Genomic DNA, 22,858 nt, shown 5'->3' with positions numbered 1-22,858 from the left:
GAGAGCCGAATCGCTTGTCAAGATTCGGTGAAGATCACCCGGCAGGCGAACCTTCTTTCGAAAAGAAGGGTGTGAAAAGCCCCGCCCCCGCCGAAAGCGGGGACGGGGCGGGGTGCGCCGGAGGCGCCGTCAGAACAGGGCGCGGGCCAGGGCCCGGCGCGCGGCGGCCACCCGGGGGTCGTCGGCGCCGACGACCTCGAACAGCTCCAGCAGTCGCCGCCGCACCGCCTCGCGGTCCTCGCCCGCGGTGCGGCGCACGGTGTCGACCAACCGCCCGAAGGCGTCCTCCACATGACCGCCGACCAGGTCCAGGTCCGCGGCGGCGATCTGCGCCGCGGGATCGGCCGGACGGTCCGCCGCGTCCCGCCGTACCGCCTGCGGGTCCAGGTCCTGCACCCGCGCCAGCAACTCCGCCTGGGCCAGCCCCAGCGCGGCCTCGGGGTGCCCCGGGTCCTCGGCGAGCACGGTGCGGTACGCCCGCACCGCGCCGTCGAGGTCGCCCGCGTCCAAGGCGCGCGCCGCGGCCTCCAGGGTCGCGTCGTAGGGGCCCACCGGCTCCGCCTCGGGGGCGGCGCCGCCCGCCGCGGCGTCCGGGTCGACGGTCAGCCCGGTCAGCCCGAAGCGCTCCTCGGCGACCTGCACGAGCTGGTCGAGCGTCTGACGGATCTGCGCCTCCGGGGCCGCCCCCTGGAACAGCGGCAGCGCCTGCCCGGCGACCACGGCGAAGACCGCCGGGATGCCCTGGATCCCGAACTGCTGCATCAGCATCTGGTTGGCGTCGACGTCGATCTTCGCGAGGAGGAAGCGCCCGTTGTACTCGACCGCCAGCCGCTCCATCAGGGGGCCGAGCTGCTTGCACGGCTCGCACCACTCGGCCCAGAAGTCGATGACGACGGGGACCTCGGTGGACCGCTGGAGCACCTCGCTCTCGAAACCGGCCTCGTCGACGTCGATCACGAGGGCGGACGGGCCGACGGCTCCGCCGCCGCCCGTGCGGGCCGCTTCCGCCCGGGCCTGCTCCGCCTTCGCCTTGGCCTCTTGGGCGGCCTTCACCGCGCCGAGGTCGACGACCCCGCTCATGGACATGTTCCGTGGCTGCATGGCTACATTCTCCCCCCTGCCCGCTGCTGCACGAAAAGCGGTGCCGCGGGCCGGGTGGCCGCGCCCTCAGAACCCGGGCGGCTCGGTGTAGACGCCCCACTCGGCGCGCAGCACGTCGCAGACCTCGCCCATCGTCGCCTCGGCGCGCACCGCCTCCAGCATGGGTTCGATCATGTTGTCGCCGCGGCGCGCAGCGGCGACCATGGCGTCCAGCGCGGCGCTCACCCGGGACCCGTCCCGGCCGGCCCTGCGGCCGGCGAGCGCCCGCACCTGCTCGCGCTCCACCTCGTGGCTGACCCGGAGGATCTCCAGGTCGCCGGTGACCGAACCGTGGTGGACGTTGACGCCGACGACCCGCTTGTCGCGCTTCTCCACCGCCTGCTGGTAGCGGAAGGCCGACTCGGCGATCTCCCCGGTGAACCAGCCGTCCTCGATGCCGCGCAGGATGCCGGAGGTGATCGGACCGATGGGGTGCCGCCCGTCCGGGTGGGCGCGCCGACCGCGTTCCCGGATCTGCTCGAAGATCCGCTCGGCGTCCGCCTCGATCCGGTCGGTGAGCTGCTCGACGTACCAGGAGCCGCCGAGCGGGTCGGCCACGTTGGCGACGCCGGTCTCCTCCATGAGCACCTGCTGGGTGCGCAGGGCGATCTCGGCGGCCTGTGCGGAGGGGAGCGCCAGGGTCTCGTCGAGGGCGTTGGTGTGCAGCGAGTTGGTGCCGCCGAGCACCGCCGCCAGGGCCTCCACCGCGGTGCGGACGACGTTGTTGTACGGCTGCTGCGCGGTGAGCGACACCCCGGCCGTCTGGGTGTGGAACCGCAGCCACTGCGCCTTGGCGGTGCGGGCCCCGTAGACGTCGCGCATCCAGCGGGCCCAGATCCGGCGGGCGGCGCGGAACTTGGCGATCTCCTCGAAGAAGTCGAGGTGCGCGTCGAAGAAGAAGGACAGCCCGGGGGCGAAGGCGTCGACGTCGAGCCCCCGGGAGAGGCCCAGCTCCACGTATCCGAAGCCGTCCGCCAGGGTGTAGGCCAGCTCCTGCGCGGCCGTGGAACCGGCCTCGCGGATGTGGTAGCCGGAGACGGAGAGCGGCTTGTACGCGGGGATCTTCCGCGCGCAGTGCTCCATCAGGTCGCCGATCAGCCGCAGATGGGGCTCGGGCGGGAAGAGCCACTCCTTCTGGGCGATGTACTCCTTGAAGATGTCGGTCTGGAGGGTGCCGTTGAGGGCGGCCGGGTCGACGCCCTGGCGCTCGGCGGCGACCAGGTACATGCAGAAGGCGGGGACGGCGGGCCCGCTGATGGTCATGGAGGTGGTGACGTCGCCGAGCGGGATGTCCCGGAACAGGACGTCCATGTCGGCGGCGGAGTCGATGGCGACCCCGCAGTGGCCCACCTCGCCCAGCGAGCGGGGGTCGTCGGAGTCGCGGCCCATCAGGGTGGGCATGTCGAAGGCGACGGAGAGCCCGCCACCGCCGGCCGCGAGGATCATCTTGTACCGCTCGTTGGTCTGCTCGGCGTTGCCGAAGCCGGCGAACTGGCGGATGGTCCAGGTGCGGCCCCGGTAGCCGGTCGGGTGCAGCCCGCGGGTGAAGGGGTACTCACCGGGCCAGCCGATCCGCTCGAACCCCTCGTACGCATCGCCGGGGCGAGGGCCGTAGACGGGCTCCACGGGGTCACCGGAGAGCGTGGTGAAGTCGGCGTCGCGCTTGTGGGCGGCGTCGTACCGGGCCTGCCAGCGTCGGCGACCCGCTTCGATGGCGTCAGCGTCCATGCGGACAATTTACTAGGACGTCCTAGTAAATGTCGACGGCTGAGCCCGTCACAGCCCCGTCACCGGGGCCCGGACGGGCTCGGTAGGCAGCGCTCAGGCCTTGGCGGGCTGCCGTGCGCCGTCGGTGACCAGCGGACGCACCTCACGGCTGATCTTCGGCTCGACGAAGAACGAGGCCACCGGGATGCACCCCACCAGCAGCACCCACAGCAGCTTGCCGAACGGCCACTTCGCCTTGGTGCCGAGGTCGAAGGCGAAGATCACGTACACGATGAACAGCACACCGTGGATCTGCGAGATCACCATGGTGTCACCGGTCTGGAAGCCGTACTTCAGGATGATGGCCGCGGTGAACACCAGCAGCCAGATGGCGGTGATGTACGCCATCACCCGGTAGCGCGTCAGCACGGTTTGTTTCATGGCCCGAGCGTAACGACCGCGAGGGGCCGATCTTCCGGCGGGGCACCCCCCGGCCGGGCACCGATCGGCCCCGGTGCCGGGGCCCTCAGCCCTCGAAGTCGCCGGCCGCCGACCGCAGCGGGCGCAGCATCGCGAAGATCTCCGCGCACTGCTCGCCGTCGTACGCGCCCAGCCCGAAGTCCATGGCCATCAGGTCCCGGGTGGCCGCCTCGACCACCTCGCGCCCGCGCTCGGTGATGGAGGCCAGCGTGCCGCGCCCGTCGTTGGGGTTGGGGCGCTTCTCGACCAGCCCGGAGCGCACCAACCGGTCGACGGTGTTGGTCACCGAGGTCGGGTGGACCATCAGCCGCTCGCCGATCTTCGACATCGGCAGCTCGCCCGCCTTGGAGAAGGTGAGCAGCACCAGCGCCTCGTACCGGGCGAAGGTCAGTCCGTACGGCTTGACGACCGCGTCCACTTCGCCGAGCAGGATCTGGTGCGCGCGCATGATCGAGGTGATCGCGGCCATCGACGGCACGCTGCCCCACCGCTGCTTCCAGAGTTCGTCGGCGCGGGCGATGGGGTCGAAGGCGAGACTCAGGGGTTTCGGCACGGTCAGACCCTACCGATCGGTCATATCCCGGTCAGCGGCGTCTCATCCTTCGGTCCGCTCCGCTCCGGCCCGGCGGACCGGACGGCACGGCGCACCCGCTGCCGCACCGCATGACGGGCCACCGGCCCCAGACCGTCCAGGACGGCCGTTAGGGCGGCGAGTTGCTCCAGCGCCCCCAGGGCGGCACCGGCCCCCTCCGGGTCAACCCCCTCGTACAGCTCGATGCCGACGAAGGAGGCCGCCACCGCACGCGCCAGCCCGCGCGGATCGGCGCACCCGTCCAGCGGGCCGCCGGCGAGGACCCGGGTCAGCGCCCGCTCGACCTCGGCGGTCCACAGGTCGAGGCCGGCCCGGGCGGCCGCCGCCAACCGGGGCTGGACCTGGGCGCCGGCGAGGAACTGCCCGAGGACGGCGACCCGGCCCCGTCCGCGCTCGTCGCGGTGCAACTCGCGGCCGAGGGCCAGCAGTTCCCCGAGGGTGCCAACGGCGTCCAACCGTTCCCGGAAGGCCGCCACCCGCTGTTCGGCCCCGTGCCGGCAGGCCGCGGCGAGGAGGTCCTCCACCGAACCGAAGTGGTAGAAGACCAGCCCCTGGTTGACCCCCGCCTCGGCGGCGACGGTCCGCGCCGAGGTCCCGACCACCCCGTGCCGGGTCAGCGTGCGCAGGGTCGCCTCCAGCAGCTCGTGGCGGGTGCGCAGGGCCTTGGGGGTGAGCGGACGCCCGCCGTCCGCGCCGGCGCTCACCGCAACCGGGGCACGACGGCGGTCCGCGTCCCCTCGTGGCGCGGGGCGCGGCGGGCCGAGGGCGTGCCGGGCAGCATCGGCGCGAACAGGCACAGCAGCACCACCACCGGGGTCAGTGCCAGGTAGCCGTACACCAGGGTGCCCCCCGGGTACGGGGCGAGCGGCTCCAGGAGGGCGAGGAGGAGTTCCCCCTGCACCCACAGGACGGCCACGGCGATCCGCAGCGCCACCTCGCCCGCCCAACGGGCGACCGCCCACCCGGGCCGGGTGCCGCGCTCCACCCACAGCCGCAGCCGGTCCAACGACCAGGCGAGCGCCGCGGAGCGGATCCCGCGCCGCAGCGGGCCTCCCCTCGCGGGGCCCGACCGTGCCGTGACCCGCACCCCGCGTGCGGTGCGGACGTGGCGGAGGACGAGCCGGTCCGGCACCGGCCCGAGGTGCCAAGCCGCCCGGCGCACCGGGTCCTCGGTGAATCGGCGCACGACGTCCTCGTCCGCCTCGATCGACGTACCACCGCACGGGTCCACGGCCCACCCCCGGAGAAGTTTTGAGCGACTGCTCAAAATTCTGGCGCGGTGCCGTCCGGTTAGGGTGCTCGGGTGAACGAGGAACCGTCGGCCGGCCCGGACGCCTTCGAGGCGGAGCGGCGTTATCTGGGCGCCGTCGCCTACCGGTTGCTCGGCACCGTCACGGACGCCGAGGACGTGCTCCAGGACGCCTGGTTGCGCTGGCGGGGCACGGACCGCTCCGCGGTGGCGGACCCGCGCGCGTTCCTGACCACCGTCGTCACCCGCCTCTGCTACGACCACCTCGGCTCGGCGCGGGCCCGTCGGGAGTCCTACGTCGGCGAGTGGCTGCCCGAACCGCGGCTGACCGACGAGGACCGACCCGCACGGCTCGCGGAGTTCGGCCAGTCGGTCTCGTTCGCCGTGCTGGCGCTGATGGAGCGGCTGACCCCGGCCGAGCGGACCGCCTTCGTCCTGCACGACCTGTTCGCCCTCGGCTTCGACGAGATCGCCGGAGTACTGGACCGCTCCCCCGCCGCCGTCCGCCAACTCGCCTCCCGGGCCCGCCGCCGGCTGCGGGCCGAGGGCCGCCGCGGCCGGATCGCACCGGACGAACACCGTGCGGCCGTCCGCGCCTTCACCGAGGCTGCGGCCGGCGGCGACCTCGGCGCCCTGCTCGCCGTCCTCGACCCGCAGGTCGTCTGGCACTCGGACGGCGGGGGCGTGGTCTCCGCGAGCATGCGCCCGGTGTACGGCGCGGACAAGGTGGCCCGACTGGTGCTGGGCCTGGTCGAGCGGTTCATCACCCCGGACGTCGCCGTGGCGACGGTGTCGGTGGACGGCGAACCCGGACTGGCCTGGTCGGTCGGGGGGCAGGTGCGGGGGGTGCTCGCCTTCACCGTGGTCGACGGCCGGATCCACGAGGCGTACGCGGTGGTCAATCCCGAGAAGCTCGCCCATCTGGTGTGACCGGCATCACTGTCACGATCCCCGTGGCTCCGTCGTCCCCCTTCCGCAAGTGCAGCGCGCGAGGAGGAGGAAGCGAATGACGGACGAACGCATCGTGGTGGTCGGCGCGGGGTACGCGGGGCTGGCGACGGCCACCCGGGCCGGACGGAACCGGGAGGTGACCCTGGTCGCACCCGAGGAACGGTTCCTCCACCGCGTCCGACAGCACGAGACCGCCGCCGGCCGCCCCGAGCACCGCCCTGCGCTGGCCGACCTAATCCGCGGGAGCCGGGTGACCCGGGTGCCGGCCGAGGTCACCGCGATCGACCTGGCCGCCCGGACCCTGCACACCGACACCGCGGGACCGGTGCCCTACGACGTGCTGGTGTACGCCCTGGGCAGCCGCACCGCCTTCCACGGGGTGCCGGGAGCCGCCGAGCACTCCTACCCCGCCGAGCGGGCCGCCGCACTGCACCGCCGGCTCGCCGCGTCCCCCGGGCCCGCGTCCCTGGCGGTGGTCGGCGGGGGCGCGACGGGCATCGAGATGGCCGCCGAACTCGCCGAGGCGCACCCGGAGCGCCGGGTGCGGCTGGTCGCCGCCGGCCGGGTCGGGGGTTGGCTCTCGGCGCGGGGGCAACGGCACGTGCGGCGGGCCCTGCACCGGCTGGGCGTGACGATCGACGACGGGCGCACCGTCACCGCCGTCACCCCCGGGGGCCTGGAGACCGACCGGGGCCCCGTTCCGGCCGACGCCGTCGTCTGGGCCGCTTCGATGGAACCGCACCCGTTGGCCGCCGAGGCCGGACTCGACGTCACCGCCGGCGGGCAGGTGGTGGTCGACGACCACCTCCGCTCGGTCTCGCACCCCGAGGTGTACGCGGTCGGCGACGCCGCCGCGGTGACCCTGCCCGGCCGGGGCGCCCTGCGCATGGGCTGCGCCACCGCGCTGCCGATGGGCACCTACCTGGGGCGCGTCCTCGGGGGGCGCGCGCCCCGCCCCTTCGCCTTCTCGTACGCGGCCCAGTGCCTGAGCCTCGGCCGCCGCGACGGGCTGCTGCAACTGGTCCGCGCCGACGACTCGATGCGCCCCCTCGTGCTGACCGGCACCCCGGGCCGCCTGGTCAAGGCCGCCATCGTCCGGGCGGTGACCCCGAGGAGCTGACCGGCTACCTCCGGACCCAACGCCCCAGCACCTCGACGGTGTTCTCCGGCGAGGTGGTGAAGCAGAACCGGATCCCGGGCGCCGCCTCGACCAGCACGTTGACCAACCGCTCGAAGAGCACGGTGTGTTCCGGCATCATCCGCACGCCCCCGCCGATCATGGCGAGGCCGAAGTCGTCCGCAGCGAGCAGGGCCCGGACGGTCCGCTCCGCCGCCTCCGGCGAGGCGTCGACCAGACAGGGCACCACCGTGAACCCGGAGGCGCGCAGTGCGGTGTTCACCGCCTCGATCCGGGTGGTGAACCCCGCTTCGTCGACGCCCTCGGGCATCCGGCCGTAGTCGAGCGTCCTCGGGTGCAGGCCGATGGACAGGATCCTGGTGCCGCGCGGCAACGGCGCACGGTGCGTACCGCTCATGGGGCCCCCTGGGGTGGTCGTGGTCTCCGTCCGGTGTACCACGCGGGTCGGACAGGACCCGGGGGGAGCCGCTCCCGCGCACGAGAAACGGCCACCCCCGTCGATGGGGTGGCCGTTTCAGGTGCGCGGGGGCCGGCGCGGGCTCAGCCTCCGGCGAGGTGGCGCTCCACGGTGGCGACCTTGGCGTCCAGGCCGCCGGTCACCCCGGGGCGGACGTCCGCCTTGAGGACCAGCGAGACGCGGGGGGCGCGGGCCTCGACCGCGGCGACGGCGCGCTTGACGACCTCCATGACCTCGTCCCACTCGCCCTCGATCGAGGTGAACATGGCGTCCGTGCGGTTCGGGAGTCCGGATTCGCGGACGACCCGCACCGCGTCGGCGACGTGCTCCCCCACGTCCTCGCCGACGCCGAGCGGCGTGACGGAGAAGGCGACGATCACGCCTCGACCACCCCCTCGCGGCGGGCCCGGGCGGCGATGACGTGGTCCTCGGTCTCGCGCTTGAGGCGGCGCTCGGCCACGATCCCACCGAACGGCAGCACCGAGAGCACGAAGTAGAGGGCCGCGGTGCCCAGCGGCCACTTGGTGCGGTTCCAGGCGTCCAGCCAGAAGATCACGTAGAGCACGAACAGCGCACCGTGGATCGCGCCCATCGCGGGCACCGCGTTGAAGTCGGTGGTCCGCTTGAGCACCGAGCAGACGAGCAGCAACAGGTACGAGATCGCCTCGGGCGCCGAGACCAGGCGCAGACGGCGGAGTGCGGATGCGGTCTTGATGTCCACGGGGGGGTCACCTTCGTGCTGATGGGCGGGGCGGATCGACGGGCGCACGCTTTGTGAACGCATGCACAAGCGGTCCCATTGTGTCATCGGGGCGCCCTCCCGCCCCGACCGGGGGTGGTGAGGGACGCGTCACACCGCTCCCCCGGACGGTGCGGGTTGCCGGGGCGGGGGTCCCTGTCGCGAAGCGGGCGGATGGGACTACCGTCGCTCGGGTGGCAACCTTCCGGCTCCAAGGGAGCAAAGTGCTCGCCGTCGACATGTCCGGCGACTCGGTCAGGGCGAAGAACGGCTCGATGGTCGCCTACGACGGCCAGATGAGCTTCAAGAAGCTGAGCGGCGGCGGCGAGGGACTGCGCGGAATGGTCGCCCGGCGCCTCACCGGCGAGCAGCTCACGGTGATGGAGGCGCGGGGGCAGGGCACCTGCTGGTTCGCCGACCGCGCGAGCGAGATCAACCTGGTGCGGCTGCACGGCGAGAAGTTGTACGTGGAGGCGAGCAACCTGCTGGCCACCGACGCCGGGCTGCGCACCGGGACGACGTTCACCGGGCTGCGCGGCGCGACCCAGGGCAGCGGGCTGTTCACCACGACGGTGGAGGGCACCGGCCAGGCGGCGCTCACCTCGGACGGGCCGGCGGTGCTGTTGCGGGTGACCCCCCAGTACCCGCTCTCGGTGGACCCGGGCGCGTACGTGGCGCACCAGGGGGACCTGCGGCAGACCTTCCAGTCGGGGGTGACCTTCCGCACCCTGATCGGGGAGGGCGGCGGGGAGGCGTTCCAGATCCGCTTCGAGGGCGAGGGCTTGGTGTACGTGCAGCCCAGCGAGCGCAACACGGTCGGAGGGGACCTCTGATGCCGTTCCGCGAGGTCAACGCGAAGGTGGTCGAGGCGACGGTGACGCCCGGGCAGCGGCTGTTCAGCCAGCGCGGCGCGATGCTGGCCTACCGGGGCGAGGTGTCGTTCACCCCCAACGCCCAGGGCGGACAGGGCGGACTCACCTCGATGATCGGGCGCCGGGTCGCGGGCGAGGCGACGCCGTTGATGACCGTGGAGGGCCACGGCACGGTGATGTTCGGGCACGGCGGCCACCACGTCCACCTGGTCGACCTGACCGGCGACACCCTGTACGTGGAGGCGGACCGGCTGTTGGCCTTCGACGGCACGCTGACCCAGGGCACGGTGTTCCTGGGCGCACAGGGCGGGGTGATGGGGCTGGTGCGCGGGCAGGTGACCGGTCAGGGGCTGTTCACCACCTCGCTCCAGGGCCGCGGGGCGGTCGCCGTGATGGCGCACGGCGGGGTGATCGAGCTGCCGGTGAGCCCGGAGCGCCCGGTGCACGTCGACCCGCAGGCGTACGTGGCGCACCGCGGGGACCTGCGCAACAGGCTGTCGACCGCGCTCGGTTGGCGGGACATGGTGGGCCGGGGTTCGGGCGAGGCGTTCCAACTCGAACTGAGCGGCCGGGGCGTGGTGTACGTGCAGGCATCGGAGGAGAAGCTGTGACCACACCGCACGCGTACGGACAGCCGGGCGGCCCGGTCGTGCACGACCCGACGACGCTGCCGTCGAACGACAACGTCACCAGCTACACGTTCTGCGTGGAACTCGCGGGCGAGCCCTGGTTCTTGCAGAAGGGCAAGATGATCGCCTACTACGGGGCGATGCAGTTCGAGGGGATCGGACACGGACGTCTGGACCGGCTGGTGCGCACCTCCTTCCACTCGCCGCTGCACGCGGGCGACTGGGTGGTGGCCTCGGGATCGGGCAAGTTCCTCTTGGCGGACCGGGCGTTCGACGTCAACTCCTTCGACCTGGAGGACGGGAACCTGACGATCCGCTCCGGGAACCTGCTCGCTTTTCAGCCAAGTCTCGCGTTGAAGCAATCGATCGTTCCGGGCTTCCTGACCCTGATCGGCACCGGGAAGTTCGTCGCCGCCTCCAACGGTCCGGTGGTGTTCATGGAGCCGCCGTTGCGGGTGGACCCGCAGGCGTTGGTGGGGTGGGCGGACTGTCCGTCGCCCTGTCACCACTACGACCACGGGTACCTGACCGGCGTGATGGGCGGTCTACGTGCACTGACGGGCCTGGGCGGGGCGTCCGGCGAGGAGCACCAGTTCGAGTTCGTGGGGGCGGGCACGGTGCTGTTGCAGTCCAGCGAGCGGGTGATGGCGGAGCAGGACGCGGGGGCGGTTCCGCACCAGACGGGGGTGCCCGCGGGTCACGGTGGGGGCGGTCAGGGCGTACCGCGCCTTCCCGGACAGCTGGGAGACCTACAACGTCGCTTCGGGCTGTGAGCGGTAGTCTGCGGAGTGTGACATCGAACGCGTGCGCAGCGTCACACCCCCATATTTCGTTAACAATTCAACCTCTTAGGGTAGAATAGGATTCATGGAGACCGAGACGGCTACCCCCTGGCTGACCGACGCCGAGCAGAGCGCCTGGCGCACCCACCTGGAGGTCAACCGGCTGCTACAGCACCAGCTGGAGAAGGACCTCCAGCCGTTCGGCCTGACGATCAACGACTACGAGATCCTGGTCAACCTCTCGGAGTCCGACGAGCACCGGATGCGCATGAGCGACCTCGCCTCGTCCACGCTCCAGTCCAAGAGCAGGCTCTCCCACCAGATCACTCGGATGGAGAACGCGGAGCTGGTGCGCCGCGAGCACTGCGAGTCCGACCGCCGGGGGTTGTACGCCGTGCTCACCGAGCACGGCCTGAAGACCATGCGCAAGGTGGCACCGCACCACGTCGCCTCCGTGCGGCGGCACTTCATGGACCTGATCGGGCCGGAGGACCTGGAAACCCTCCACAAGTCGCTCGCCCCGATCGCGGAGCACCTCCGGGTCCAGCGCGGCCGGATCTGACCCGCCGACCGGACGCGGCGGTCCGGTCCCCCGAACCCCGCCCCCGGGCCCACGGCCCGGGGGCACCGCTCCGTCAGGAGGCCGCCGCGAGGGGGAGCACCAGCTCGAACAGGGCGCCGCCCTCGGCGGACTCCCGCACCGTCAGGGTGCCGCCGTGCCGCACGGCCACGTCCCGGGCGATCGCGAGCCCCAGCCCCGCCCCGCCGTCGTCCCGGGCCCGGGCGTCGTCGAGGCGGACGAACCGCTCGAAGATCCGCTGCCGTTCCTCCTCGGGCACCCCGGCCCCGTCGTCCCCCACGGCCAGCACCGCCATCCCCTCGCGCACCCCCACGGACACCCGCACCCCGGCCGCGGCGTGCCGCTGCGCATTGTCCACCAGATTGCCGAGCACCCGGGCCAACTGCCCCCGCGAACCGACGACTTCGGCGTGGTCGAGGTCCTCGGCGACCGGATGCCGGTCACCCACCCGCTGGGACAACTCCTCGCGGGCCAGCGCCGCGAGGTCCAGCCGGGTGCCCCCCGGCCGCTCCCCCGCGTCCAAGCGGGCCAGCAAGAGCAGGTCGGCAGCGAGCTGTTGGAGCCGCACGGTGTCCGCCACGGCCCCTTCGACGTCCAACAACTCCGGGTGCGCCGAGCCCACTTCGAGCTGGGTGCGCAAGGAGGCGATCGGACTGCGCAGTTCGTGGGAGGCGTCGGCGACGAACCGCCGCTGCCGCTCCACCGACTCCTCCAGCGCGGCCAGCGTGGCGTTGGTGGTGCGCGCCAACCGGGCGACCTCGTCGTGCGTCCCGGGCACCGGAACGCGTCGGCGCAGGTCCTCGGAGGCGGTGATCGCCTCCATCTCCTGTCGGATGTCCTCCACCGGCCGCAGCGCCCGCCGGGTCACCAGCCAGGTCACCCCGGACACCACCACGAGCAGCAGCGGGAAGCCGATGAGCATCGCCGTCGTCGCCGTCCCCACGGCACTGCGCTCGGCGGACAGCGGGGCGCCGGCGAACACCCGCACCTCGCCCCGCTGGGGCAACTCCGCGGCCAGCTCCGCGAACCGGTACTCGGCGGACTCGCCGTGCACCGTCGCCGAGCCGTCGCTGAACGCGGGCTCGTCGGAGAGTTCCACCGGATCCCGGTCGTGTTCGGCGTCGTCGTCGCCGTCCCCGTCGTCGTCCCCGTCGTTCTCGCCCTCGTCCGGGGGCCGGGTGTTCCCGGGGGTCCCGCCGTTCCCGGGCGCGTCGGACCGCCCCTGCCCCGGGCCCACCTCCGGGGAGGCCGTGCCGCTGATGCGCTCCAGGCCCTGGCTGGCGGCGACCACCCGGCCGGCCTCGTCCACCACTTGGACGACCCTGCCCTCGTCGGCGTCCGGGAGGTCCAGGTCCGCGTAGGCGGTGCCGGAGGCCAGTTGCGAGATGACCCGGCTGGCCGTGGTCTCCGCCTGGTTGCCCGCCTGGTCGGTGAGGTTGATCCGCAGTGCCATCAGCACGCCGGTGCCGGCGGCGAGCAGGGCCACCGCCACCACGAGCGTGGCGCCCAGGGTGGCCTGGGCGCGGACCGAGCCGAAGTACCGTCTCACCGTCCGGTCTCCAAGCGGTAGCCGGCCCCGCGGACGGTCCGGATGAGGGAGGCGCCCAACTTGCGGCGCAGTGCGCTGATGTAGACCTCGACGATGTTCGGATCGCCCTCGTAGGCGAAGTCCCAGACGTGTTCCAGGATCTCGCTCTTGGAGACCACTTCGCCGGAACGCAGGACGAGTTGTTCCAGCACCGCGAACTCCTTCGCGGTGAGCGGGACCTCCTCCTCGCCACGGCGCACCTGGTGGGCGGCGGTGTCGACGACGAGGTCGCCTAGCACGTGCACCGGTGACCCGCCGGCCCGTCCGCGGCGCCGCAACAGGGCCTTCACCCGGGCGACCAGCACCACGTACGAGAACGGCTTGGTGAGGTAGTCGTCGGCGCCGGTGTCCAGCCCCTCGGCCTCGTCGTACTCGCCGTCCTTGGCGGTGAGCATCAGGATCGGCATGTCCTGGCCCGCCGCGCGGAGGGAGGCGCAGACCCGGTAGCCGTTCATGCCGGGCAGCATGATGTCGAGGACGACCAGGTCGTAGACGCCCTCACTGGCCCGGTGGAGCCCTTCCAGCCCGTCGTGGACCACGTCCACGGCGTATCCCTCGGCCGTCAGTCCCCGGGCGAGGGACAGGGCGAGCCGCTTCTCGTCCTCCACGATCAAAAGGCGCATGCACCCAGTTTTTCAAACGGAACCTGAAGATCCCTTCAGGCGGTTTCAGGGTCGCTTCAGCATGCCTGCCGCACATTGGTGACCACGGCGAGAACAGACGCCGGAAACCGACTGAGAACTCGGGAGGGTTCCCATGAAGCGCAAGGCCCTGATCGCCGTCATCACCGGCACGCTGATGGTGGGCGGAGGCGCGGCCACGGCCGTGGCGGTCGCAGGTGGCGACGGAGGCAAGGACGAGGACCGCATCGTGCGGGAGTCGAGCGTCCAGCTGACGCACCACGACCGGGACGACGCCGACGACCGCAACGAGCGGGACGACCGGGACGACCGGGACGACCGCGGTCGCGACGACCGGGACGACCGGGACGACCGCAACGACCGGGACGACGACCGGCTGCCGGCCGGCGTGAAGGTCTCCGCGGCCGACGCCATCGCCAAGGCCCTGGCCGAGCGCTCCGGCACGGCGGTCTCCGCCGACCTCGACGACGAGGACGGCAAAGTCGCCTGGGACATCGAGGTCATCGACGGCAAGCGCGACGTCTACACCGTGATCGTGGACCCGGGCACCGGCAAGGTGCTGGGCACCCACCGCGACGCGGACGACGACGACTTCGACGACGTGAAGGCCGAACTCGCCGCGGCGAAGGGCGCCTCCGTGAACGCGGTCGGGGCCGCCAAAGCCGCTGCCGCCAAGGGCGCCGTGACCTCCCTGGACCTCGACACCGACCGCTCCGGAGCCACCTGGGACGTGGAGACCGTCAGCGGCGCCCAGGAGCGCGACTGGAACGTGTCGCTCGACACCGCCAAGGTCACCGCGGACCGTGACGACGACTCGGACGACGACTCCGACGACTGAGCCACGGGTCCCTGATCCGCTGGCGCCCGGGGACCCCCCGCCCGGGCGTCAGTCACCCGTCAGCTCCCGGGTCAGCACGTCGGCCGCCGTGTAGGGGTCCGTGCGCCCCGCCGCGACGTCCTCGGCGAGTCCCCGGAGCCGACGGTCCCCGTGCAGGTCGGCCAGCCGCTCCCGCAACGCGGTCACGGCGATCGTCTCGACCTCACGGGCCGCACGCACCCGCCTGCGATGGAGGAGAACCCCCCACTCCTCCATCCAGGCGCGGTGCTTTTCCAGTGCCTGGACCACCTCGTCGATCCCCTCCGCCCGGGCGGCGACCGTCTTCACGATCGGCGGGCGCCAGTCCCCCGGCGCCCGGGCCTCCCCCAGGCCCAGCATGTGGTTGAGCTCCCGGACGGCGGCGTCGGCCCCGTCCCGGTCGGCCTTGTTGACCACGTACAGGTCGCCGATCTCCAGAATGCCGGCCTTGGCGGCCTGGATGCCGTCCCCCATCCCCGGGGCGAGCAGCACCGCGCAGGTGTCGGCCTGCGCGGCGACCTCCACCTCCGACTGGCCCACCCCGACCGTCTCGACCAGGACCACGTCGTAGCCGGCGGCGTCCAGCACCCGGACGGCCTGCGGCGCGGCCCAGGCCAGCCCGCCGAGGTGGCCGCGGGTGGCCATGGAGCGGATGTAGACACCGGGGTCGCCCGCGTGGTCGGACATCCGCACCCGGTCGCCGAGCAGCGCGCCCCCGGAGAAGGGGGAGGACGGGTCGACGGCCAGCACCGCGACCCGCTTGCCCTGCCGCCGGTAGGCGGTGACCAGGGCGGACGTGGTGGTGGACTTGCCGACGCCGGGCGCGCCGGTGAGTCCGATGACGTAGGCGTTGCCGGTGAGCGGCGCGAGGGCTGCCATCACCTCGCGCAACTGCGGCGCCGCCCCCTCCACCAGGGTGATCAGCCGGGCGACGGCCCGTGCCCGTCCTGCGCGGGCCTGCTCCACCAGCGAGGCGACGTCCCTGTTCACGCGCACGGTTCCCTTCGTCGGACCGGGGTCCTCGCCCGCGGTCGCTGCGTTCCCGAGCGGGCCGTCGTCAGTCCCGGGGCACCCGCACGATCAGCGCGTCGCCCTGGCCGCCGCCCCCGCACAGCGCCGCCGCGCCGACGCCGCCGCCGCGCCGCTTCAGCTCCAGCGCGAGGTGCAGGACCAGCCGGGCGCCGGACATGCCGATCGGGTGGCCGAGCGCGATGGCGCCCCCGTTGACGTTCACCTTCTCCTCGGACACCCCGAGGTCCCGCATGGACTGGTGGGCGACCGCGGCGAACGCCTCGTTGATCTCGATGAGGTCGAGGTCGTCGACCCGGAGGCCCTCCTTCGCCAGGGCGTGGCGGATGGCGTGGGAGGGCTGGGAGTGCAGGGAGTTGTCGGGGCCGGCGACGTTTCCGTGGGCGCCGATCTCGGCGATCCAGTCGAGGCCGAGCTCCTCCGCCCTGGCCTTGCTCATCACCACGACCGCGGCGGCCCCGTCGGAGATCTGGGAGGCCGAGCCGGCGGTGATCGTGCCGTCCGCGGCGAAGGCGGGGCGCAACCTGCCGAGGGATTCGGCGGTGGTCTCCGCGCGGATGCCCTCGTCCTGGTCGACGAGCACCGGCTCGCCACGGCGCTGCGGCACCGCGACGGGGGTGATCTCGGCGTCGAAGAGGCCGTTCTTCTGGGCCGCGGCGGCCCGCTGGTGCGAGAGCGCGGCGAGCCGGTCCTGCTCCTCGCGGCCGATGCCGAGGCGGGTGTTGTGCCGTTCCGTGGACTCGCCCATGGCGATGGACTCGAAGGGGTCCGTCAGCCCGTCGTGGGCCATGGCGTCGAGCATCTCGACCGCCCCGTACTTGTAGCCCTCGCGGGACTTCGGCAGCAGGTGGGGGGCGTTGCTCATGGACTCCTGGCCACCGGCGACGACCACGTCGAACTCGCCGGCGCGGATCAGCTGGTCGGCGAGGGCGATGGCGTCGAGCCCGGAGAGGCAGACCTTGTTGACGCTGAGCGCGGGGACGTCCATGGGGATGCCCGCCTTCACGGCGGCCTGCCGCGCCGGGATCTGGCCGGCGCCGGCCTGGAGCACCTGCCCCATGATCACGTACTGGACCCGGTCGCCGCCGATGCCGGCCCGCTCCAGCGCCGCTCTGATGGCGAAACCGCCGAGGTCGGCGCCGGAGAAGGACTTCAGCGAGCCGAGCAGCCGTCCCATGGGGGTGCGCGCCCCCGCGACGATCACCGAGGTGGTACCGGACGTTCCCGTCATGGCGGACGATCCCCTTCCAGCGTGCGACGTTCCTAGTGAACGGCGGTTCACTTCCAATGTACTGAGCGCGACCGCGCGGGGTCACCGCCCGGTCGGTGTGACGGCGAGCACCTTGCGTGACCGCCCGCCACCCGGTGCACTGGAACCATGCTGACGCGTATCGATCACATCGGGATCGCCTGTTTCGACCTGGACGCGACGGTCGAGTTCTACCGGGCCACCTACGGCTTCGAGGTCCACCACTCCGAGGTCAACGAGGAGCAGGGGGTGCGCGAGGCGATGCTCCGGATCAACGGCACCGACGACGGCGGCGCCACCTACCTCCAACTGCTCGAACCGATCCGCGAGGACTCCGCGGTCGGCAAGTGGCTGGCCAAGAACGGCGAGGGCGTCCACCACGTCGCCTTCGGCACCGCCGACGTGGACGGCGATGCCGAGGCGATCCGCGACAAGGGCGTGCGGGTGCTGTACGAGCAGCCCCGACGCGGTTCGATGGACTCGCGGATCACGTTCCTGCACCCCAAGGACTGCCACGGCGTCCTCACCGAGCTGGTGACCTCCGCCCCGGCCGCCGAGGAGGACGCCGGACACTGACCCCGCCGCACCCGGCGACCGGTCACCGCCCCGCCCGGGCGCGCCCGGGCGGGGCGGTGACGGCGCGCCCGGTCCGCGGCACGCGGCCCCGGTGCTCCGACCGCCCCTTTTTCGCCTCCCACCATGGCTCGGGCGCCGTGTCGCGCCCGGTCGTCGCACCCCCGTCCCGGCGGGAAAGGTGGTCGGCCAGGCCACGGGGGAGACGGGGGCCGGTAGGGTTGGCAACGGCCGCCACGCGTTGGGGCGGCCATGGCCGGGGTCCGGGTGTCGGGGCGTGCGTCGGGGCAGCAGCCCGGGGTCCGCCGGTGATCTGACACCATTTCCCCCGGGGGCCCGTCCGGGCGGACGGACGGTGCTCGTTGGAGAGGGTTACGACCAGGGGACGGATGGGACCGCGCAGTGCGGGGCTACGAACGCCAGGAGCGAGAGCGGGCTGACGTCGACCACCTCTCTCGGTTCGAGGCCGAGATGGAACGGCTGAAGACCGAGCGGGAGAAGGCCGTTCAGCACGCCGAGGACCGCGGCTACCAGGTCGAGGTGCTGCGGGCGAAGCTGCACGAGGCACGGCGCACCCTCGCCACGCGCCCCGCCTACGACGGCGGGGACCTCGGCTACCAGGCCGAGCAGATGCTGCGCAACGCCCAGCTCCAGGTGGAGCAGTTGCGCGCGGACGCCGAACGCGAACTGCGGGAGGCGCGCGCCCAGATCCAGCGCACCCGTCAGGAACACGCCGAACAGCAGGCCCGACTCCAGTCCGAGCTGCACGCCGAGGCCGTGTCCCGGCGGCAACAGCTCGACCAGGAGCTGGCGGAGCGCCGGGCCACCGTCGAGTCGCACGTCAACGAGAACGTCGCCTGGGCCGAGCAACTGCGCGCCCGTACCGAGCAGCAGGCCCGCCGGCTCCTCGACGAGTCCCGCGCCGAGGCCGAGCAGTCGCTCGCCGCCGCCCGCGCCGAGGCCGGCCGCGTCGCCGAGGAGACCCGGCAGCGCGTCGGCGCCGAGGCGGAGTCCGCCCGCGCCGAGGCGGAGACGCTCCTGCGGAGGGCCCGCGCCGACGCCGAACGGCTGCTGAACACCGCCACCGCGCAGGCCCAGGAGACCACCGACCACGCCGAGCAGCTGCGCACCACCACCACCACCGAATCCGAGCGGGCCCGCCGCCAGGCCGCCGAGCTGGCCCGGGCCGCAGAGGAGCGGATGGCCGAGGCGGACCGAGCGCTGCGCGAGGCCCGGTCCGAGGCGGAGAAGGTCCTCGCCCAGGCCAAGGAAGCCGCCGCGAAGCAGGTGGCGACCGCCGAGTCCACCAACGAGCAGCGGACCCGGACGGCCAAGGAGCAGGTGGCCCGGCTGGTCGACGAGGCCACCAAGCAGGCCGAGGAGACCAGGGCCGAGGCCCGGCAGCTGGTCGAGGACGCCCGCGCCGAGGCGGAGAAGATCGTCGCGGAGGCCGCCGAGAAGGCCCGCACGGCCACGGCCGAGGAGACCGCCTCCCAGCTCGGCAAGGCCGCCCGCACCGCCGAGGAGGTGCTGACCAAGGCGGCCGAGGACGCCAAGGCCACCACCAGGGCCGCCGCCGAGGAGGCCGAGCGGCTGCGCAAGGAGGCCGAGGCCGAGGCCGAGCGGCTGCGCGGCGAGGCCAACGACATCGCCGAGCAGCTCAAGGGCGCGGCCCAGGACGACACCAAGGAGTACCGGGCCAAGACGGTCGAGCTCCAGGAGGAGGCCCGCCGGCTGCGCGGCGAGGCGGAGCAGTTGCGCGCCGACGCCGTCGCGGAGGGCGAGCGGCTGCGCGGCGAGGCCCGGCGGGAGGCCGTCCAGCAGATCGAGGAGGCGGCGAAGACCGCCGAGGAGATCCTGGCGAAGTCCCGGGCCGACGCCGACGAGCTGCGCAGCACCGCGCAGACCGAGGCGGAACGGGTGCGCACCGAGGCGATCGAGCGGGCCACCGCCCTGCGCAAGCAGGCCGAGGAGACGCTGGAGCGCACCCGCGAGGAGGCCGAGCGCAAGCGCACCGAGGCCGCCGAGCATGCCGAGGAGACCACCACCGCCGCCCAGGCGGCGGCGCACGAGCTGCGCGAGGAGGCCGAACGGGCCGTCGCCGCCCAGCGCACGGAGGTCGACGCGGAGCTGACCCGGCTGCGCGCCGAGGTCGAGGAGCGCCGCGCCGCCGCCGAGCAGGCGCTCACCGAGGCCCGGGCCGAGGCCGAGCGGATCCGCCGGGAGACCGGTGAGGAGAGCGAGCGGCTGCGCACCGAGGCCGCGGAGCGGGCCCGTACCGTCCGGGCGCAGGCCGAGGCGGAGGCCGAGCGGCTGCGCACCGAGGCCGCGGCGGACGCCTCGGCGTCCCGCGCGGAGGGCGAGAACGTCGCGGTCCGACTGCGGTCGGAGGCCGCCGCGGAGGCGGAGCGGCTGACGGTCGAGACCCGGGAGAAGGCCGACCGGGTGCGTGCGGAGGCCGCCGCCGCGGCCGAGCGGACCGCCGCGGAGGCGGCCGAGGCGCTCTCCGCGGCCCAGGAGGAGGCGGCCCGTCGTCGACGCGAGGCCGAGGAGCTGATCGGTTCCGCCCGCGCCGAGGCCGGCCAGGAGCGCGAGCGTGCCCGCGAGCGCAGCGAGGAACTCCTCGCCTCGGCGCGCGGCCGGGTCGAGGAGGCCCAGGCCGAGGCGGCCCGGCTGGTCGAGGAGGCCGGGCGCCGCGCCACCGAGCTGGTCGGCGGCGCCGAGCAGAAGGCGCAGTCGGTACGGGAGGCGGTGGCCGGGCTCCAGGAGCAGGCCCAGGAGGAGATCGCGGGGCTGCGCAGCGCCGCCGAGCACGCGGCCGAGCGCATCCGGACCGAGGCCCAGGAGGAGGCGGACCGGGTCCGCACCGACGCCTATGCGGAGCGGGAGCGCGCCGGCCAGGACGCGACCCGGGTGCGACGCGAGGCGCAGGAGGAGACGGAGGCGGCGAAGGCGCTCGCGGAGCGCACCGTCGGCGAGGCGATCGCCGAGGCGGAGCGGGTGCGCGCGGACGCCTCCGAGCACGCCCAGCGGGCCCGTACCGAAGCCTCGAACACCATCGCCACGGCCGAGCAGAACGCCTCGCGGACCCGGGCGGAGGCCCGGGAGGACGCCAACCGCATCCGTTCCGAGGCGGCCGGCCAGGCCGACCGGTTGGTCACCGAGGCGACGACGGAGGCGGAGCGGCTCCGCTCGGAGACGGCGGCCCTGGTCGAGCGGACCCGGACCGAGGCCGTCGCCGAGGCGGAGCGGCTGGTGTCGGAGGCGACCGTGGAGGCGGAGCGGCTGCGCGCCCAGGCAGCGGAGACGGTCGGCTCGGCACGCCAGCACGCGGAGCGCATCCGCAACGAGTCCCAGCAGTTGCGCACCCAGTCCCGTACCGACGCCGAGCGGGTGCTCGGCGAGGCCCGTCAGTCGGCGGAGCGGACCATGGACCAGGCCCGCAAGGACGCCAACAAGCGGCGTTCGGAGGCGGCCGAGCAGGTCGACGCGCTGATCACGGAGGCCGTGTCGGAGGCCGACAAGCTGAGCACCGACGCCCAGGCGAAGGCGCAGCAGATCACCGCGGAGGCCGAGGAGCAGGCCGACACGATGGTCGGCGCGGCCCGGGGCGAGGCGGGGCGGATCGTGGCGGAGGCCACCGTGGAGGGCAACTCCCTGGTGGAACGGGCCCGTACCGACGCGGACGAACTGCTGGTCGGTGCGCGCCGGGACGCGACGGCGATCCGGGAGCGGGCCGAGGAGCTGCGGGAGCGGATCACCGGCGAGATCGAGGAGCTGCACGAGCGGGCCCGGCGGGAGTCGGCGGAGGCCATGCGTTCCGCGGGCGAGCGGTGCGACGCCCTGGTGAAGGCCGCCGAGGAGCAGCTCGCCGAGGCGCGGGCCAAGGCCGAGCAGGTGAAGTCGGACGCCGACTCGGAGGCCGGCCGGGTCCGGATCGCGGCGGTCAAGAAGGCCGAGGGCCTGCTGAAGGAGGCCGAGGCCAAGAAGGCCGAACTCACCCGGCAGGGCGAGCAGATCAAGGCCGAGGCCGAGCAGCGGGCCAAGGACCTGGTCGACGAGGGCAAGCGGGAGTTGGACGTGCTGGTGCGCCGTCGCCAGGACATCAATGCCGAGATCTCCCGGGTGCAGGACGTGTTGGAGGCGCTGGAGTCGTTCGAGGCGCCGCCGAGCGGGGCCAAGGCCACGGGCGGTCCGGGGGTCAAAGCCGGTGCGACGGCGGGTTCCGCCCGATCGGGTGGCAAGCCGTCAGGGAGCTGACGGCACCGCGGGGACGGCCGCACGGGAGGGTTCTCGGCCACCCGGTGCGGCCCCGCGGACCACGGCGGCCGAGCGGGTTCCCGTCCGGTGGCGTCGGGGCCCTTGCCGGGTGACCGCCGGGCTTGTTTGCTGTGTTGACGGTGGTTAGGCCCGTCACCCGTGGGTCGGGGCACCCAAAAGGGGTGCCATTCTCCGGACCAAAACTGTATCCGCTCGATGACACGCCGTTCCGCCCCCTAGGATTCCCCCTATCACCTCACCGGTCTCATTCGACAGGAACCCCATGAGCGACACTTCCCCCTACGGCTTCGAGCTTGTGCGGCGTGGGTACGACCGCGCTCAGGTGGACGAACGGATCTCCAAGCTCGTCTCCGATCGCGACAGTGCCCTGACCCGGATCACCGCACTGGAGAAGCGGATCGAGGAGCTCCACCTCGAAACGCAGAACGCCCAGGCGCAGGTCACCGATGCGGAGCCCTCGTACGCCGGGCTCGGCGCCCGCGTCGAGAAGATCCTCCGGCTCGCCGAGGAGGAGGCGAAGGACCTGCGCGAGGAGGCCCGGCGCGCCGCCGAGCAGCACCGGGAGCTGGCCGAGTCGGCGGCCCAGCAGGTGCGCAACGACGCCGAGACCTTCGCCGCCGACCGCAAGGCGAAGGCCGAGGACGAGGGCCTGCGGATCGTCGAGAAGGCCAAGGGCGAGGCGTCCTCGCTGCGTGCCGAGGCCCAGAAGGACGCCCAGTCGAAGCGCGAGGAGGCGGACGCCCTCTTCGAGGAGACCCGGGCCAAGGCCGCCCAGGCCGCGGCGGACTTCGAGACGAACCTCGCCAAGCGCCGCGAGCAGTCGGAGCGGGACCTGGCCTCGCGTCAGGCCAAGGCGGAGAAGCGCCTCGCCGAGATCGAGCACCGCGCCGAGCAACTGCGGCTGGAGGCCGAGAAGCTGCGCACCGACGCGGAGCGCCGTGCCCGTCAGACCGTGGAGACGGCACAGCGTCAGGCCGAGGACATCGTGGCCGACGCCAACGCCAAGGCGGACCGCATCCGCAGCGAATCCGAGCGCGAGCTCGCGGCGCTGACCAACCGCCGCGACTCGATCAACGCGCAGCTCACCAACGTCCGCGAGATGCTCGCCACGCTCACCGGCGCGGCGGTCGCGGCGGCCGGCTCCCCGGCCGAGGACGAGTCGCTGTCCCGTGGTGTCCCGGCTCAGCAGAGCCGGTAGTCGTCCTTCGACCGGTCGCTCCCCGCGTTCCCTCACGCGGACCCGCGCAACCCGTGCCCGGCACGGCCCCCGACGGCCGCGCCGGGCACGGTCGTGCGCAGGCTCGTGCCGGACGGCCGACAACAGG

23 protein-coding genes are annotated in these 22,858 nt (G+C 73.3%); 10 read left to right on the top strand and 13 right to left on the bottom strand.

The window, feature by feature from the left end; translation table 11 throughout:
• Positions 1–129: 129 nt before the first annotated feature.
• The 6 genes from ACSMX9_RS21430 to ACSMX9_RS21405 form a co-directional block, all read right to left on the bottom strand.
• Entirely contained in the window at positions 130–1,101 is a 972-nt protein-coding gene (locus ACSMX9_RS21430) for a tetratricopeptide repeat protein (RefSeq protein WP_445396114.1), read from the bottom strand.
• 66 nt (positions 1,102–1,167) lie between these two features.
• The gene (locus ACSMX9_RS21425; protein WP_445396112.1) at positions 1,168–2,868 is read right to left on the bottom strand and encodes an acyl-CoA mutase large subunit family protein; all 1,701 of its coding nucleotides are present in this window, start codon (positions 2,866–2,868) and stop codon (positions 1,168–1,170) included.
• A gap of 93 nt (positions 2,869–2,961) precedes the next feature.
• Positions 2,962–3,288 carry a DUF3817 domain-containing protein gene (locus ACSMX9_RS21420; RefSeq protein ID WP_351241230.1) on the bottom strand — a complete coding sequence of 109 codons (327 nt, stop codon included), beginning with the start codon at positions 3,286–3,288 and terminating at the stop codon, positions 2,962–2,964.
• A gap of 85 nt (positions 3,289–3,373) precedes the next feature.
• Positions 3,374–3,880: a MarR family winged helix-turn-helix transcriptional regulator gene (locus tag ACSMX9_RS21415; RefSeq protein WP_445396110.1), complete on the bottom strand. Its 507-nt coding sequence runs from the start codon at positions 3,878–3,880 to the stop codon at positions 3,374–3,376.
• 20 nt (positions 3,881–3,900) lie between these two features.
• A complete protein-coding gene (locus ACSMX9_RS21410; protein ID WP_445396108.1) occupies positions 3,901–4,623 on the bottom strand; it encodes a TetR/AcrR family transcriptional regulator in 723 nt (240 codons plus the stop codon).
• Positions 4,620–5,105, bottom strand: coding sequence for a hypothetical protein (locus ACSMX9_RS21405; RefSeq protein ID WP_445396106.1), 486 nt, complete (start codon positions 5,103–5,105; stop codon positions 4,620–4,622). The genes ACSMX9_RS21410 and ACSMX9_RS21405 overlap by 4 nt, the downstream gene beginning before the upstream one ends.
• A gap of 117 nt (positions 5,106–5,222) precedes the next feature.
• Here ACSMX9_RS21405 and sigJ point away from each other — a divergent pair, with 117 nt between their 5' ends.
• Complete coding sequence (sigJ, locus tag ACSMX9_RS21400; protein WP_445396104.1) at positions 5,223–6,098, top strand: RNA polymerase sigma factor SigJ; 876 nt, start codon at positions 5,223–5,225, stop codon at positions 6,096–6,098.
• Between the two features lie 76 nt (positions 6,099–6,174).
• Positions 6,175–7,239: an NAD(P)/FAD-dependent oxidoreductase gene (locus ACSMX9_RS21395; RefSeq protein ID WP_445396102.1), complete on the top strand. Its 1,065-nt coding sequence runs from the start codon at positions 6,175–6,177 to the stop codon at positions 7,237–7,239.
• A gap of 4 nt (positions 7,240–7,243) precedes the next feature.
• Here the strand turns inward: ACSMX9_RS21395 and ACSMX9_RS21390 are convergent, their stop codons facing one another.
• From ACSMX9_RS21390 to ACSMX9_RS21380, 3 genes are all read right to left on the bottom strand, one after another.
• On the bottom strand, positions 7,244–7,654 hold the full coding sequence (locus ACSMX9_RS21390) for a hypothetical protein (RefSeq protein WP_445396100.1): 411 nt from the start codon (positions 7,652–7,654) through the stop codon (positions 7,244–7,246).
• A 143-nt stretch (positions 7,655–7,797) separates the two neighbouring features.
• Positions 7,798–8,094, bottom strand: a complete 297-nt coding sequence (locus tag ACSMX9_RS21385; RefSeq protein ID WP_445396098.1) for an MTH1187 family thiamine-binding protein — start codon at positions 8,092–8,094, stop codon at positions 7,798–7,800.
• On the bottom strand, positions 8,091–8,435 hold the full coding sequence (locus ACSMX9_RS21380; RefSeq protein WP_351241214.1) for a DUF3817 domain-containing protein: 345 nt from the start codon (positions 8,433–8,435) through the stop codon (positions 8,091–8,093). The genes ACSMX9_RS21385 and ACSMX9_RS21380 overlap by 4 nt, the downstream gene beginning before the upstream one ends.
• A gap of 212 nt (positions 8,436–8,647) precedes the next feature.
• Here ACSMX9_RS21380 and ACSMX9_RS21375 point away from each other — a divergent pair, with 212 nt between their 5' ends.
• The 4 genes from ACSMX9_RS21375 to ACSMX9_RS21360 all read left to right on the top strand — a co-directional run bounded on the left by ACSMX9_RS21375 (position 8,648) and on the right by ACSMX9_RS21360 (position 11,298).
• On the top strand, positions 8,648–9,286 hold the full coding sequence (locus ACSMX9_RS21375) for an AIM24 family protein (RefSeq protein WP_445396096.1): 639 nt from the start codon (positions 8,648–8,650) through the stop codon (positions 9,284–9,286).
• The gene (locus tag ACSMX9_RS21370; protein WP_445396094.1) at positions 9,286–9,936 is read left to right on the top strand and encodes an AIM24 family protein; all 651 of its coding nucleotides are present in this window, start codon (positions 9,286–9,288) and stop codon (positions 9,934–9,936) included. Before ACSMX9_RS21375 ends, ACSMX9_RS21370 begins: the two co-directional genes overlap by 1 nt.
• Positions 9,933–10,727, top strand: coding sequence for an AIM24 family protein (locus ACSMX9_RS21365; RefSeq protein WP_445396092.1), 795 nt, complete (start codon positions 9,933–9,935; stop codon positions 10,725–10,727). The genes ACSMX9_RS21370 and ACSMX9_RS21365 overlap by 4 nt, the downstream gene beginning before the upstream one ends.
• A 94-nt stretch (positions 10,728–10,821) precedes the next feature.
• Positions 10,822–11,298: a MarR family winged helix-turn-helix transcriptional regulator gene (locus tag ACSMX9_RS21360; RefSeq protein WP_351241206.1), complete on the top strand. Its 477-nt coding sequence runs from the start codon at positions 10,822–10,824 to the stop codon at positions 11,296–11,298.
• A 73-nt stretch (positions 11,299–11,371) separates the two neighbouring features.
• Here the strand turns inward: ACSMX9_RS21360 and ACSMX9_RS21355 are convergent, their stop codons facing one another.
• On the bottom strand, positions 11,372–12,865 hold the full coding sequence (locus ACSMX9_RS21355; protein WP_445396090.1) for an ATP-binding protein: 1,494 nt from the start codon (positions 12,863–12,865) through the stop codon (positions 11,372–11,374).
• Positions 12,862–13,527 carry a response regulator transcription factor gene (locus ACSMX9_RS21350; protein WP_445396088.1) on the bottom strand — a complete coding sequence of 222 codons (666 nt, stop codon included), beginning with the start codon at positions 13,525–13,527 and terminating at the stop codon, positions 12,862–12,864. Before ACSMX9_RS21350 ends, ACSMX9_RS21355 begins: the two co-directional genes overlap by 4 nt.
• Positions 13,528–13,660: 133 nt before the next feature.
• Between ACSMX9_RS21350 and ACSMX9_RS21345 the strand changes: the two genes are divergently transcribed.
• Positions 13,661–14,383, top strand: coding sequence for a PepSY domain-containing protein (locus ACSMX9_RS21345; RefSeq protein WP_445396086.1), 723 nt, complete (start codon positions 13,661–13,663; stop codon positions 14,381–14,383).
• Between the two features lie 48 nt (positions 14,384–14,431).
• Here the strand turns inward: ACSMX9_RS21345 and meaB are convergent, their stop codons facing one another.
• Positions 14,432–15,391 carry a methylmalonyl Co-A mutase-associated GTPase MeaB gene (meaB, locus tag ACSMX9_RS21340; protein ID WP_445396084.1) on the bottom strand — a complete coding sequence of 320 codons (960 nt, stop codon included), beginning with the start codon at positions 15,389–15,391 and terminating at the stop codon, positions 14,432–14,434.
• Between the two features lie 67 nt (positions 15,392–15,458).
• Positions 15,459–16,661 (bottom strand): acetyl-CoA C-acetyltransferase, encoded by a 1,203-nt coding sequence (locus ACSMX9_RS21335; protein ID WP_445396082.1) that lies wholly within the window; start codon positions 16,659–16,661, stop codon positions 15,459–15,461.
• Between the two features lie 147 nt (positions 16,662–16,808).
• Between ACSMX9_RS21335 and mce the strand changes: the two genes are divergently transcribed.
• From mce to ACSMX9_RS21320, 3 genes are all read left to right on the top strand, one after another.
• Positions 16,809–17,255, top strand: a complete 447-nt coding sequence (gene mce, locus ACSMX9_RS21330; protein ID WP_445396080.1) for a methylmalonyl-CoA epimerase — start codon at positions 16,809–16,811, stop codon at positions 17,253–17,255.
• A gap of 399 nt (positions 17,256–17,654) precedes the next feature.
• On the top strand, positions 17,655–21,512 hold the full coding sequence (gene scy, locus ACSMX9_RS21325) for a polarized growth protein Scy (protein WP_445396078.1): 3,858 nt from the start codon (positions 17,655–17,657) through the stop codon (positions 21,510–21,512).
• 283 nt (positions 21,513–21,795) lie between these two features.
• Positions 21,796–22,731: a cellulose-binding protein gene (locus ACSMX9_RS21320; RefSeq protein ID WP_445396076.1), complete on the top strand. Its 936-nt coding sequence runs from the start codon at positions 21,796–21,798 to the stop codon at positions 22,729–22,731.
• Positions 22,732–22,858: the final 127 nt, after the last annotated feature.

Source organism: Streptomyces sp. LE64, from assembly GCF_052606915.1.
This window is presented reverse-complemented; position numbering and strand designations above follow the sequence as displayed.

What these genes read in the sequence shown, in the direction of transcription:
- ACSMX9_RS21370 (WP_445396094.1), top strand. Translation starts at nt 9,286, where the DNA reads ATGCCGTTCCGCGAGGTCAACGCGAAGGTGGTCGAGGCGACGGTGACG.
- ACSMX9_RS21360 (WP_351241206.1), top strand. Translation starts at nt 10,822, where the DNA reads ATGGAGACCGAGACGGCTACCCCCTGGCTGACCGACGCCGAGCAGAGC.
- ACSMX9_RS21390 (WP_445396100.1), bottom strand. Translation starts at nt 7,654, where the DNA reads ATGAGCGGTACGCACCGTGCGCCGTTGCCGCGCGGCACCAGGATCCTG.
- ACSMX9_RS21335 (WP_445396082.1), bottom strand. Translation starts at nt 16,661, where the DNA reads ATGACGGGAACGTCCGGTACCACCTCGGTGATCGTCGCGGGGGCGCGC.
- ACSMX9_RS21320 (WP_445396076.1), top strand. Translation starts at nt 21,796, where the DNA reads ATGAGCGACACTTCCCCCTACGGCTTCGAGCTTGTGCGGCGTGGGTAC.
- ACSMX9_RS21395 (WP_445396102.1), top strand. Translation starts at nt 6,175, where the DNA reads ATGACGGACGAACGCATCGTGGTGGTCGGCGCGGGGTACGCGGGGCTG.
- ACSMX9_RS21425 (WP_445396112.1), bottom strand. Translation starts at nt 2,868, where the DNA reads ATGGACGCTGACGCCATCGAAGCGGGTCGCCGACGCTGGCAGGCCCGG.
- ACSMX9_RS21430 (WP_445396114.1), bottom strand. Translation starts at nt 1,101, where the DNA reads ATGCAGCCACGGAACATGTCCATGAGCGGGGTCGTCGACCTCGGCGCG.
- ACSMX9_RS21420 (WP_351241230.1), bottom strand. Translation starts at nt 3,288, where the DNA reads ATGAAACAAACCGTGCTGACGCGCTACCGGGTGATGGCGTACATCACC.
- ACSMX9_RS21350 (WP_445396088.1), bottom strand. Translation starts at nt 13,527, where the DNA reads ATGCGCCTTTTGATCGTGGAGGACGAGAAGCGGCTCGCCCTGTCCCTC.
- mce (WP_445396080.1), top strand. Translation starts at nt 16,809, where the DNA reads ATGCTGACGCGTATCGATCACATCGGGATCGCCTGTTTCGACCTGGAC.
- ACSMX9_RS21345 (WP_445396086.1), top strand. Translation starts at nt 13,661, where the DNA reads ATGAAGCGCAAGGCCCTGATCGCCGTCATCACCGGCACGCTGATGGTG.